This window comes from Oenococcus kitaharae DSM 17330, assembly GCF_000241055.1.
GTDB lineage: Bacteria > Bacillota > Bacilli > Lactobacillales > Lactobacillaceae > Oenococcus > Oenococcus kitaharae.
On record NZ_CM001398.1, the window covers coordinates 1,179,161 to 1,192,089 of the forward strand.

The window sequence follows — 12,929 nt, forward strand, 5'->3', positions numbered from 1 at the left end:
GAAGATGAGACTAATGTCTACGCTCACTAAAGCGGCTAAAGCCGCCACAACTATTGGCGCGATATTCGATGCGGCCGATAAACTTGCTCCAACGGTCGAAGCAACCAAGGGAGTCATTAACGAGCATCATACTAAGCATGCAAATGATGTCAAGATACCTAAGCTTACAGAACTGTCATTGGATGATGCTCACGAGATTCTCACCAATTATCCTGTTAAATCAATCAATATTTTAGTTGGCCCAAATAAACATTTTGCTTATAAAAGACCAAATATGGTTTTGAGGACTGAACCGAGAACAGGCTCTGTGGTATCACCGGACACATTTTTTAAACTTTTCTATGCTGATGAGACTACTATTTTAGAAAGCAAAGAATTGCTCAAACAGGCTGATGATCAGAAGTCTAAGAAAAAAGAGACTCGCAAACAATTCACTCATAAACTGGTTAATAGTTCCAAAGCTGAAGCCGGCACGTTATCCCACAAACTAAGTTCGACTTTGCATCACGTGACTCATCATACTAAAAAGGGTATTTAACATACGAAACGCAAGTTAAAAAACATCTGGAAATCCTTGGTCTGTTGCAATGATTAACCAAATACTTTTATTCACCTTTTAATGCTGGTTTCTTACTAACTAATCTAACGTCTTTGAGTTAATTATTTATCGTTGAAAAGAAACTCTGTTCTTTCCGCTAAAAAAAGTTTTGAATATGTGAGATTCCAAATCAAAGAAGTATCCCTAGAACCGATGTTGATATTTAAGGCATTGTGATAGAACTATTATTATGGTCAAAAATAAAAGATATTCGTTTATAGACGTTTTGAATATATTAGCCATATTTATGGTTTTAATGTTGCACACTTCCCAAGCCATCTTCCATACGAACGCTGCTGATCCTTTGTTCAAACAAGTTAGAATGTTCCAAGCTCTCGCTATCCCGGCTGTCTTTATTTTCTTCATGATTTCTGGTGCCATGCTGATTGATTATCGATCACGGATGACGACAAGGGAATTTTTCAAAAAACGTGCGCTCAGAGTGGTTGTTCCGTTAATTTTATGGAGTGTTCTCTGGTATGGATATGATATCCGTTTTACTGCCTACCCAGGTCCTATTCCTCATCCTGATCCAAGTGTTTCGGATTTTTTGTTGAGCTTCGCCAGCACGAATATTAATACCTTATTCTGGTTTTTCTATGTTATTTTGACTCTTTATTTAGTGACACCTTTGTTATCTGCACTAGTGAGTCTGAAGGAAAGAGGCTATCTGTTCGTGCTAGTGTGCATCTATGTCGTAACTAATTGTTTTATCTTCTACCCATTAGAAATTTTAAAAATCTCAATTAACAATAATATGGTTAATTTTCCATTGGTCACTTTTTCCTATTTAGGGTATTTTATTGCTGGCTATTTGATCCATACAGATTATTTTTCTCGAAAACAAGAAAATTTAATTATTGGTATTGGTGTGATTATGTTTGTCATTCAAGTCTCTTTTGTTAGTTTGGGAATCGGGACCAATCTAGACATGAACAATTCCACTGGCCCGATCGTGTTCTTTTACTCAGCCGGTCTGTTTACTCTGGTTAAACGGCTTATGATATCTGTTAAAGTAACAGCTAGTGCCGCCAAGATATTAAAGACTCTTGCTAGTACTAGCTTGGGTATTTATATTATTCATCCTTTTTTCATTAAATTGTTTGATAAACTTTTGTCAATTACAGATCTCAGCCTAATTCACGTCTATCTTTTTCCTTTTATGGTCTATCTAGCTTGTGTGTTAGTTGTTTTGATCGTTAAGAAGCTGCCGGGAGGGAAATACATTTTTCCTTAATGGCACTGACAGCAAAGTTTTATTGTTCATAATTTCTGTGTAATTAGTTAATGCAGAATTCGAAATATTTAAAAACGAGTGGGATGGTGTATTCAAAGCTTTCATGGTTTTGGCAAATTTTTTCTAAGAACGTTTCCATTTCTACAACACATGTAAAATAATGACTGAGTCTACATCAGGAGAATCCATTTTATGGCAACCAAAACAAAAGTATTGCTTGTGATTGGCGGCAGTGATGCCGGTATTTCAGCCGCGCTGCGCGTCAAAGAGCTTAAACCGGAAATTGAGGTTAATGTTTTTCTAGAAGATGAATTTCCGAACTTGTCTATCTGCGGGCTGCCTTATGCAATCAGTGGTGATGTCGCTGATTGGCACGACTTAGCGCATCGCAAACTAGCAGAGCTAACTGCGACTGGCATTCATTTTTTTATGAACACGACCGTCGATAAAATCAATCCCGGCCAGCATGAAATTCTGCTGCATGCTCGCAAGGGCGAAACACAAATCTGTCATTATGACTTTCTGCTGGTTGCAACCGGCGCAAAACCTCAGCTATCCGGTATCACTGGGATTAACCAGGTTGATAGTCGCATTCACGTCATGCACACGATGGCTGATTATTTTGCGATTGAAAAATCCTTATCTTCACCTGATCAACACAAAGCCGCTATTATTGGCGCAGGTTATATCGGCATCGAAATGGCTGAAGCCCTGCGCAAACGACAGCTGGAAGTAACGCTTTTTCAGCGTTCTTCAGAAATTTTAGCTACGGTCGATGCCAATTTAGGGCATATCGTCCAAGAGAAGCTCACGGAAAATCAAGTTCGTGTCATCACGAATACGGCGATCAAAAAGATCCAGTCAACAGCCGCTGGCGTTTCCCTGACAGGACAAAAAGCTACTGAAATAAGGCATTACGATGATTTTGATCTGGTCCTGATTGTGACTGGTGTCCAGCCTAATTCGCAGCTGTTGGCGGATGCAGGCGCTAAAATTGGCACTAATTATGCCGTTGCCGTAGACGAATTTATGCACACGACCTTGCCAGATGTATGGGCCGCGGGTGATCTAGTCCAGACTTACCATCAGCTGCTTGGCATGACGTATCTGCCGCTAGGGACCACTGCCCACAAGCAAGGGCGCGTGGCCGGCAGCGTGATTGCGGGTTATCCGAGACCATTCAAGGGCATCGTAGGAACGCAAGTCTTAAAAGCTTTTGATTTAATCGTTGCACGAACAGGCTTATTGGATAGGGAAGCGGTTGAAGCTGGTTTTTCGCCGCTAAGTGTCACGAGTAATGTCGATGATCATAAAGCTTATTTCCCAGGTGCACACAAAATCAAGATCCGCATCACGGGTGATCGGCGTACCGGGCAGCTTTTAGGCGCACAATTAATTGGTCATTTCGGTAGCGAAGTGGCTAAACGCAACGATGTTTTTGCAACAGCCATCGCAAACAAGCTGACCGTTTCTCAGATTAGCGATTTGGATTTATCTTATTCACCGCCAGTCGGATCACCTTGGGACGCCATTCAAATTGCTGCACAAAATTGGGAAAAGGCTTCCTTGGAACAGGCTTAGTCCAGTTGTTTGACTTTCGTGAAAAAGACCGATATCGTAATATCGTTGGTGGAAAATTTGCCAGTGCGGCAGATTGAAAGAGGCATAAAACTTCATGGAAGTATTTGATTACGAGAATGTGCAGCTGATTCCGAATAAATGTTTGATCAACTCGCGTTCAGAAGCTGACACGAGCATTGAATTCGGCGGGCATCGCTTTAAATTACCTGTTGTACCGGCTAATATGGCCTCGGTGATTGATGATGACCTGGCGATTTGGTTGGCGGAAAACGGCTATTTTTACATCATGCACCGTTTTGAACCGGAAAAAAGATTTCATTTTGTGTCTGAGATGAAGGAAAAGGGTTTGATTAGTTCTGTCAGTGTTGGCGTGAAAGAGGAAGAATACCGTTTCATTGATGAACTAGCTGATGCCGGGCTGATACCGGACTATATCACGATCGATATTGCCCACGGCTACGCCAATACGGTCATTGACATGATTCATTATATTAAACGGCATTTGCCCAAAGCTTTCGTGATTGCTGGTAACATCGCGACTCCTGATGCTGTCCGTGAGCTTGAAGACGCGGGTGCTGACGCGACAAAAGTCGGCATTGGCCCTGGACGAGCCTGCATCACGAAGCTGAAGACCGGTTTTGGTACGGCTGGCTGGCAGTTAGCGGCTGTCCGTTTGTGTGCAAAGGCAGCCAGAAAACCGATTATTGCTGACGGCGGGATTCGTCACAACGGCGATATTGCCAAGTCTGTTCGTTTCGGTGCCAGCATGGTGATGATCGGTTCGCTGTTTGCCGGTCATAAACAGTCTCCCGGAAGCGATCTGGTGATTGATCACCGCCGTTACAAGCAGTATTACGGGTCGGCTTCGGCCAAACAAAAAGGCGTTTACAAGAACGTCGAAGGCAAGGACTTATTGGTTCCTTACCGTGGCGACATCGCAAACACCTTAAATGAAATGAAACAAGATCTTCAATCATCAATCTCTTATGCCGGCGGAAGTGATCTGCAGGCATTGAGAACTGTCAATTACGTAATCGTGCAAAACACAATTATGAATGGCGATTACTAAATAATTTTTAACTTTCCTGCTGTTTAACACTTTCAGCAGGATTTTTTATTTTATCCGGCTGAATGATCAGGTTCAAGAGGACGGCGCAGAGGCTGGCAACGACAACGCCGTTGCTGAAGATCAAACGGATTGTCTGCGGCAGGCCCTGGAAAATATTCGGCTCAACGCTGACACCGAGGCCGGCACCAATAGAAATGGCTGCAACGAGGATATTTTTGTTGTTGGAGAAATCGACTTTTTCCAGCATCCGGATACCTTGAATGGCGATCATACCGAACATAATCACGGTTGCACCGCCAATGACAGGCGTGGGGATGATTGTTGCCAAAGCACCAATTTTAGGCAACAGACCCAACAGCATCAGGAAACCGGCTGCATAATAAATAGGCTGCCGGCTTTTGATTCCGGATAACTGGACGAGACTGACGTTTTGCGAAAAAGTCGTGTAGGGGAAAGTGTTGAAAATGCCACCAAGAATTCCGGCTAAGGCTTCAGCACGATAGCCTTTTTTAAGATCTGTTTCACCAATTGGTTTTTTCGTAATATCTCCGAGGGCGAAAAAGACACCTGTCGATTCTACGAGTGAGACGAGAGAAATCGCGATCATCGTGAGAATAGATGAAAGTTCAAAACGCGGTGTACCGAAATAAAATGGCTGTGGGAAGTGGAACCAGCTGGCGTCGGCAACGGCTTGAAAAGAAACCATGCCCATAAAGGAAGCTAAAATCGTACCCAACAGCAGGCCGATCAAGACAGCGATACGGCTGATGAAGCCCTTGGCGTAGACACTGCAAACCAAGACAACTACAATCGTGAAGAGACCAACGATCAGATTATTGCTAGCACCAAAAGATTTTGCTGCTGCACTGCCGCCGCCAAGATTGACGAAACCGATCGGGATCAAAGTGAGGCCGATCACGGTAATGACAGTACCAGTGACCAAAGGCGGGAAAAACCTGCGGATTTTAGCAAAGACACCAGCGATCAAAAAGACAAAAATAGCTGAAGCGATGATGGCGCCATACATGGTGCCGATCGTAAAGTTTTGGCCAATCATCTGCAAAGGCGCAACTGCTTGGATGGCACAGCCTAGAACAACCGGTAGTCCAATGCCGAAGACGGGGTTCGTAAATAATTGCAGGAAAGTGGCTAATCCACACATGAAAATATCAATTGATATCAAATAAGTCATCTGCGCGGGACTGAATTTTAATGCACCGCCAATCAGCAAGGGAACCAGCACGGCTCCGGAATACATAGCCAGCAAATGCTGGATGCCTAGAAGGGCTGAATGAGAATTGCTGACGAGATTATTTTGTGTTTCCTGATTAATCGACATGAGAAGCTGCTCCTTCATTATTGAAAACGACTTGACCATCTTGGAAATGATCAATACTTGCTAGTGAAACAAGCGGAATGTTTTTTGACAGAATCAAATCATGACCGGCTTGAAAACGTTTTTCGATCACAATCCCGACGCCGACTGCGGTCGCGCCGGCTTGGCTGGTGATATCAAGCAGTCCTTGTACAGCTTGACCGTTTGCCAGAAAATCATCAATGATTAACACACGATCGTCCGCATTGATGAACTTTTTGGAAATGGCAATCTTGTTTTCCGTCTGCTTTGTAAATGAATAAACACTAGCAGTGTAAAAATTGCCGCTTAAGGTGCGGCTTTTGTGCTTGCGGGCGAATACCATCGGTACTTGCAGCTGAAGGCTGGTCATGAGTGCTGGTGCAATACCGGACGCTTCGATTGTCAGCACTTTTGTGATACCTGCCTGACTGAATTTGTCAGCGAAGGCCTGTCCGATTTGAGACATCAAAAAAGGGTCGACTTGGTGGTTCAAAAAACTATCGACCTTTAAAATGTCCGATCCGAGGACAACACCTTCGGATTTGATTTTTTCTTCTAAAATTTTGATGACTGATCTCCCATCCAATTGAGATAGTAGAAAAAGCTCCTCGGAGATCACGGAAATCAGCATAAGTACATGATTGCTTATAGTCCTGAGTTTGCGGCTCCGGGTAGAAACGGTCGTCCCTATTACGACCATATATAAGCTTTTTCAACATTCTGAATTTGTTACGTGTATCCTATCACAGGAAAAAAAGCCGTGCAAGAAGAAGGGGAGAGATTTCATTTATTAAAGGAAATTCTGTGATTCGCGGAGTGTACTAGTCATTAGTCAATTAGGACTTTTCGTCATATTATATATTGTAAAACAACAAATACATATTGAAAAACGATAAATTTTAGGATAAAATGACTCCTATGATGATTTAAAAAAAGGAACTCGAATATATGAAAATCAAAAGTTTGATTCTTAAGTTAGCCTTATTGGGGATTGCGGCGATTGTTGTCATGGCTGGAACGTTAGTCTCAATTCAGGTTTTTACAGCTGAAGGTTTGCATTGGAATTTTGCCATCGTCACGCTGCTGGCTGCCATTTATTTAGCCGTGATTTTTGCTTTCAGAGTTCTTTATCTGTTGTTTCGAGTTGTCAGTCTCATTGGCAAAAATCAGGCTTTCTCATCATCGACACTGCCGCTGGTCACAAAGATTAAGCACACTATTTTAGTTATCGCGATTGTCTTTTCGGGGATCATGCCTTTTGTCTATCAAGTCACACAGATGGCTGATGCACCGGGCCTCATGATTATGGGATTTTCACTGATTTCTTTGCCTTATGCGGCTTTTGTCTTTTCACAAATTGTTGAAGATCTTTTTAGGAGCGCGATCAGTTTAAAGACTGAACACGATTTGACTATATGACTAAAGGAGAAGAGACATCAATTATTGTTAATTTAGATATCATGCTGGCCAAACGGAAAATGTCCGTCACGGAATTATCGGAAAAAATCGGCATCACGATGTCCAACATTTCGATTTTGAAAAATGGCAAGGCTAAGGCGATCCGTTTTGAGACACTTGCGGCCATTTGCCGCGTCCTGAATTGTCAGCCCGGCGATTTACTGAGCTACGGAAAAAAAGAGAACTAAAACGTTAATTTCCTTGAAACAGAAGGAAATTAACGTTTTTTATCAAACTCTTTTAACTTTAATTGTTTGATTTGTTTTTTGAGCGGCTATTCTGTCTTGAACTTTCTCAAGAATAGCGGCTGAGGCTGATTTAATATTTTTGCTCATCACTAACTCCTCAGATTTAGATCTAGTCATTTTTAACTTACGAGATCATGATAAAACGGAATCCTGACTGTGACAGTGCTTATGCATAATTGGTAAATACCAATAATCGATCAAACGAAATTTTGATAACAAAGCCGACATATTTTTGAGAACTGTGAAAAAAATGTTGTACAATATCCACTAACATTTTATAAGCGGAGCGTACAAATGGCGGATTATTTTTTTGTACCGGTTGGTGAACAATCGCTTAATTTAATTTTTCCCAATTTGATCGATGTGAAACAGAATCAATTGATTCAGCACATCGCGAGATATTTGCTGCGGCCTGATACTGACCCGCCTGGCATTGTCGATGTCATTCCCGCTTATCACACTTTGACGGTTAATTTTGATCCGGCTTTGCTGCAGGCTGACGAGCTGCAGGATTATTTGGATCGATTAATTCAGTCAAAAAAATTAGAAGCAAGTGCGCCAGTGAAACACGTTTTGCTTTTACCGGTCTGTTATGACGAAGAATTCGGTCCAGATCTGAACAGTGTTGCTGCATATGGCCATATGACTGTGCCTGAATTAATCGACCTGCATAGCAGCCTTGATTATTTTGTCTATATGCTGGGCTTTCTGCCTGGATTTGCTTATATGGGCACGGTACCGGATCGGATTGCCATGCCGCGTTTGGACCAGCCGCGGGCAGTCACTGCAGCTGGCAGTGTCGGCATTGCTGGTCAGCAGACTGGCATGTATCCTTTGCAGTCTCCTGGTGGCTGGCGTTTGCTGGGGCGGACGCCGGTGAGGCTTTATGATCCTAAACGTCCTGCGCCCCTTTATGAAGCGGGTGACTATATTCGCTTCCAGGCAATTTCACGAGCGGATTATAACAAGATTCGGCAGTTGGATCAGGCCGGGAAGTTCCAGCTGGCGCAAAGAAATGAGGCGGACTCATGATCGGCGCGACAGTTATTGATAAGGGCCTTTCAGCATCCATTCAGGATTTAGGCCGTTTCCGCCACCAGATCGAAGGATTTCCGACATCGGGTGCGATTGATCAAGCGGCTTTTTGCTTAGCTAACGGCTTGGTGAACAATCCAGTTAATGCTGCGGCGATTGAATTTTGTCTTTTAGGCCCCAGCTTGAAATTTCATTGTCGGACTTTCATCGCGATCACAGGCGCTGTCTGCCCAGTCTTTATTAATGCCCAGCTGGCCGAAGAAAATCAGGTTCTTGAGATTTTTGAAAACGATGTCTTGACCTTCGGCCCGGTCACAAGGGGTCGATATGGTTACATTGCCTTTGCAGCTGGCGGCCTGTTAACAGTGCCTGTTTTAGATAGCCGCTCGACAACTTTACGAGCTGGTATTGGCGGATTGGATCGGCATCTGCTGCAAAAGGGGGACCAGTTGCCTTTGAATGAATGCTACCAAATGCCCAGTCTGCAGTCACGGCAATATGCAGTTGATGAGAAAAAGGTGGTAACGGGAATCAGAGTCGTCAAAGGGCCGCAGTGGTCCTTGTTTGATCCAGCAGCTCAGGAAAACTTGGTCAAGCAGACTTTTACCGTTTCCACACAAGCTGACCGTATGGGCTATCGGCTGACTGAAAAATTATTGCCGGCCGCACAAGTCAGCCTGCTTTCTGAAGGAACAGTTTTTGGCAATATTCAAATTACGCGAAACGGCCAGCCAATTGTGCTGCTGGCAGATCGTCAAACGACGGGCGGATATCCTGTGATTGCCACGATTATTGCTGCCGATTTTTCAGCTTTTGTGCAGATGCCGCTTGGTCAAAAATTTGCATTCACGCTCGTTGATCTACCAAAAGCGCAGCAGGAGTTATTGGTACGGAGGCAGCGATTTAAACGTTTGCTGGCATCATGGCAGCAGGCACGATATCAGTTTCCGATCGGCCCAGCCCGAAAAGCTGCAGTGAAAATTCAGGCTTTATTAGCATCGGAAAATGAGGGGGATTAGCAGTGAAAATTGCGCATTTGAAAAAAATCATTCAAGTATTCAATCAGTCCGGCCTCAACAGCCTGGAAATCAATGACTATCAGGGACAGATTCGTCTGACCAAAGAATCGGACACACATACTCAGACGCCGGTCGTGTCGGAAACGACCGATAAGTCGGTAACCCCGGATGATACTTTTACGATTAAAGCACCTTTCGTCGGTACTTTTTATACTGCACCCGGCCCTGATCAAGCAGCTTTTGTGAAAGTCGGCGATCAAGTGACAAAGGGGCAGACTGTCGCGATTATTGAAGCGATGAAAATGATGAATGAGGTAAAAGCCTTGCAAGACGGGCGAATTAACGATATTTTAGTCGTTGATGGCAGTACTGTCGAGTACGACCAAGCATTGTTTGCTTTGACAAAAACAGGTGATGCCTCTTGAAAAAGGTGCTAATTGCTAATCGAGGCGAAATTGCGGTCAGAATTATCCGTGCCTGCCGTCTGCTGAATATCGCGACTGTCGCTGTCTATTCGACGGCTGATCGGAGTGCTTTGCATGTGCAGCTGGCTGATCAAGCAGTCTGCATCGGGCCGGCTGATGTTCAGCACAGTTATTTGAATCAGGCAAGCATTATCGCGGCCGCTGAAATGACTGGGGCTGACGCGATCCACCCTGGTTATGGTTTTCTCTCGGAAAATGCTGAATTTGCTCAAGCCTGCCAGGATGCCGGCATTAAATTTATCGGACCAGGTGCCAAAGTGATTGCGACGATGGGCGAGAAATCAGCTGCAAGAAAAACGATGATTGCGGCTGGTGTGCCCGTTGTCCCAGGCAGCGGCAATGAATTTACCACGTTAGCGCAGGGGACGGCTGCAGCTGAGCAGATCGGTTATCCGATTATGTTAAAAGCCAGCGCCGGCGGCGGCGGCAAAGGTATGCGTGTCGTCGACAGCCCTGAAGTGTTCGGCCGTTTGTTTGCCTTAACGCAAAGCGAAGCTGAACATGCCTTTGGCGATAATCATATGTATTTGGAAAAATATCTGGCCCATCCACGGCACATTGAAATTCAGATTGCGGCCGATCAATTCGGGAATGCGATTGCCGTTGGCGAGCGGGACTGTACGATTCAGCAGCATCACCAAAAAGTGTTAGAAGAAGCGCCGGCCATTGCTCTTGATGAAGCCAGTCGACAGAAAATGTTTCAGATTTCGGTCACGGCAGCCAAGGCGATTCATTACGAAGGCGTTGGCACCTTGGAATTTCTCTTTGACGGCCCGGATCATTTCTACTTTATGGAAATGAATACGCGGATTCAGGTCGAACATCCAATTACAGAATTGACCAGCGGTCTTGATCTCGTGGATCTGCAGCTAAAAATTGCTGATGGGAAGCCACTGGCTATCACACAGGCAGATGTTTCTCGGCGTGGCTTTGCTTTAGAATGCCGTGTGACTGCTCGGACGGCCGGCAAGATTAAATTGCTGCATTTACCAGGCGGCCATGGTATTCGTGTCGATGATGCCCTGTACCAGGGTTATACGGTGCCGGCTAATTATGATGCCATGATTGCTAAGATCATCGCCTTTGGCCCTGACCGACAGAGCGTGATTCGGGAAATGCAGATGACCATTGATGAAACAGTCATTGACGGTATTCAGACGAATTTAGATTTTTTGATGCAGCTACTAGCTGAAAAGGATTTCCAGGCTAATCACACTGATATTAATTGGCTTGATCAGCTGACAGAAACAAGTTAGGAGTGATAGTGATGGAAACAAGTGAAGATTTAACACAGTTAACGCCAGTCGCATTACGACATTTGATTCGGTCCGGCAATTTTTCCGGCCAGACGAGCGGACTGGCAGCAGGATATACACAAGCAAATCTTGTGATCCTGCCGAAAGATTTGGCTTATGACTTTTTACTGTTTACACAACGGAATCCGCGTCCCTGTCCAGTCTTGGAAGTCAGCGACACGGGTAGCCGCAAACTTCATCAAATGGCTACGGACATTGATTTAGCCAATGATTTTCCGAAATACTGGATTTATCGTCATGGCCAGCTAGATGAAGAAGTAACTTCAGTTGAAAGTTTTTGGCGGCCGGATTTTGTCAGCTTTTTAATTGGCTGCAGTTTTTCTTTTGAATCAGAATTAATTGCTGCCGGTATTGAGGTTCGAAATATCACGGAAAAAGTCAATGTTCCCATGTACAATACGACAATCCCTTTGCAATCAGCAGGGCCTTTTCACGGCAACATGGTCGTCAGCATGCGCCCGATTCCAGAAGATCAGGTGATTAAAGCCGTGCAAGTAACAGCAGCCATGCCTAAAGTCCATGGTGCACCGATTCAAATTGGCAACCCGGCTCATATCGGTATTCATGATTTGGCACATCCAGATTATGGTGATCCGGTCACGATTAAAGATGGCGAACTGCCGGTCTTTTGGCCATGTGGGGTGACACCTCAAAATGTGATTATGCAGGTCAAACCGGATTTCGTGATTACTCACGCCCCGGGTCATATGCTGGTTACCGATGTTAAAAATACGAGCTTGAAATATGCATAAGGAGGAAATGAATGCAATCAATCGATCTTAATAGTGATTTAGGCGAAAGTTTTGGCCGTTATTCTTTGGGAAACGACGATCAAATCATCAAACTGGTTTCTTCTGTCAATGTTGCTTGTGGCTTTCATGCTGGTGATCCTGATGTGATGGCCCAAACAGTTGCAAAAGCACAAGTGTCCGGGACCGCAATTGGAGCTCATCCTTCTTATCCGGACCGTCAGGGATTTGGCCGTCGTTTTATGGCAATGACACCCGATGAAGTCAAACATCTTGTGATTTATCAGATTGGTGCTTTAAAGGCTTTTACAAAAAACGGCTGCCTGCATCACGTCAAACCGCACGGTGCTCTGTATAATCGAGCTGCCAAAGATCACGAGCTGGCTTTAGCAATTTGCCAAGGCATTCAATCAGTTGATCCTAGGCTGCCGATTTATGGTTTGGCTGGCAGCCAATTGATTAAAGCAGCACAAGAAATCGGCCTGCCTTATGCCCAAGAAGCATTCGCCGACCGCAATTATGAAGCGGATGGCAGTCTTGTAGCGAGAAGCCACGAAAATGCCGTGATTACAGACCCGGACTTGATTGCAAAACGTGTTTTAAAACTGATTCAAACCGAGTCGCTTCAAACGATTGACGGCAGTATCTTAAATTTAAAAGCTGATTCAATCTGTGTTCACGGCGACAATAAAGCCGCTCTGGAAATTGTGGAGAAAATCCGGAGCGTTTTGTCTGAAGCAAATATTCAAATTAAATCTTTTTAAAAATTATGTGAAA

General features: G+C 44.3%; 14 protein-coding genes and 1 riboswitch. Of the genes, 12 read left to right on the plus strand and 2 right to left on the minus strand.

Features of this window, described 5'->3' with window-relative positions:
• Positions 1–4: 4 nt before the first annotated feature.
• The 4 genes from OKIT_RS06005 (at position 5) to OKIT_RS06020 (ending at position 4,485) form a co-directional block, all read left to right on the plus strand.
• A complete protein-coding gene (locus tag OKIT_RS06005; protein ID WP_007746149.1) occupies positions 5–538 on the plus strand; it encodes a hypothetical protein in 534 nt (177 codons plus the stop codon).
• A gap of 250 nt (positions 539–788) precedes the next feature.
• A complete protein-coding gene (locus OKIT_RS06010) occupies positions 789–1,835 on the plus strand; it encodes an acyltransferase (RefSeq protein ID WP_028291750.1) in 1,047 nt (348 codons plus the stop codon).
• 192 nt (positions 1,836–2,027) lie between these two features.
• Entirely contained in the window at positions 2,028–3,416 is a 1,389-nt protein-coding gene (locus OKIT_RS06015; RefSeq protein WP_007746152.1) for an FAD-dependent oxidoreductase, read from the plus strand.
• A 94-nt stretch (positions 3,417–3,510) separates the two neighbouring features.
• A complete protein-coding gene (locus tag OKIT_RS06020; RefSeq protein ID WP_007746154.1) occupies positions 3,511–4,485 on the plus strand; it encodes a GMP reductase in 975 nt (324 codons plus the stop codon).
• A gap of 7 nt (positions 4,486–4,492) precedes the next feature.
• Here the strand turns inward: OKIT_RS06020 and OKIT_RS06025 are convergent, their stop codons facing one another.
• The gene (locus tag OKIT_RS06025) at positions 4,493–5,824 is read right to left on the minus strand and encodes a nucleobase:cation symporter-2 family protein (RefSeq protein WP_007746156.1); all 1,332 of its coding nucleotides are present in this window, start codon (positions 5,822–5,824) and stop codon (positions 4,493–4,495) included.
• Positions 5,814–6,410, minus strand: a complete 597-nt coding sequence (locus OKIT_RS06030) for a xanthine phosphoribosyltransferase (protein WP_028291749.1) — start codon at positions 6,408–6,410, stop codon at positions 5,814–5,816. The genes OKIT_RS06025 and OKIT_RS06030 overlap by 11 nt, the downstream gene beginning before the upstream one ends.
• Positions 6,411–6,470: 60 nt before the next feature.
• Positions 6,471–6,568, minus strand: a riboswitch (purine riboswitch).
• 222 nt (positions 6,569–6,790) lie between these two features.
• Between OKIT_RS06030 and OKIT_RS06035 the strand changes: the two genes are divergently transcribed.
• The 8 genes from OKIT_RS06035 (at position 6,791) to OKIT_RS06070 (ending at position 12,916) form a co-directional block, all read left to right on the plus strand.
• Positions 6,791–7,261: a DUF2975 domain-containing protein gene (locus tag OKIT_RS06035; RefSeq protein WP_007746158.1), complete on the plus strand. Its 471-nt coding sequence runs from the start codon at positions 6,791–6,793 to the stop codon at positions 7,259–7,261.
• A complete protein-coding gene (locus OKIT_RS06040) occupies positions 7,258–7,488 on the plus strand; it encodes a helix-turn-helix domain-containing protein (protein WP_007746159.1) in 231 nt (76 codons plus the stop codon). Before OKIT_RS06035 ends, OKIT_RS06040 begins: the two co-directional genes overlap by 4 nt.
• A 354-nt stretch (positions 7,489–7,842) precedes the next feature.
• Positions 7,843–8,580, plus strand: coding sequence for a 5-oxoprolinase subunit PxpB (pxpB, locus tag OKIT_RS06045; RefSeq protein ID WP_007746160.1), 738 nt, complete (start codon positions 7,843–7,845; stop codon positions 8,578–8,580).
• Positions 8,577–9,602, plus strand: a complete 1,026-nt coding sequence (locus tag OKIT_RS06050) for a 5-oxoprolinase subunit C family protein (protein ID WP_007746161.1) — start codon at positions 8,577–8,579, stop codon at positions 9,600–9,602. Before pxpB ends, OKIT_RS06050 begins: the two co-directional genes overlap by 4 nt.
• A 2-nt stretch (positions 9,603–9,604) precedes the next feature.
• Positions 9,605–10,027 carry an acetyl-CoA carboxylase biotin carboxyl carrier protein gene (locus tag OKIT_RS06055; protein ID WP_007746162.1) on the plus strand — a complete coding sequence of 141 codons (423 nt, stop codon included), beginning with the start codon at positions 9,605–9,607 and terminating at the stop codon, positions 10,025–10,027.
• Positions 10,024–11,343, plus strand: coding sequence for an acetyl-CoA carboxylase biotin carboxylase subunit (locus OKIT_RS06060; RefSeq protein ID WP_007746164.1), 1,320 nt, complete (start codon positions 10,024–10,026; stop codon positions 11,341–11,343). The genes OKIT_RS06055 and OKIT_RS06060 overlap by 4 nt, the downstream gene beginning before the upstream one ends.
• An 11-nt stretch (positions 11,344–11,354) precedes the next feature.
• Positions 11,355–12,155 carry a putative hydro-lyase gene (locus tag OKIT_RS06065; protein ID WP_007746165.1) on the plus strand — a complete coding sequence of 267 codons (801 nt, stop codon included), beginning with the start codon at positions 11,355–11,357 and terminating at the stop codon, positions 12,153–12,155.
• Between the two features lie 11 nt (positions 12,156–12,166).
• On the plus strand, positions 12,167–12,916 hold the full coding sequence (locus OKIT_RS06070; protein ID WP_007746166.1) for a LamB/YcsF family protein: 750 nt from the start codon (positions 12,167–12,169) through the stop codon (positions 12,914–12,916).
• Positions 12,917–12,929: the final 13 nt, after the last annotated feature.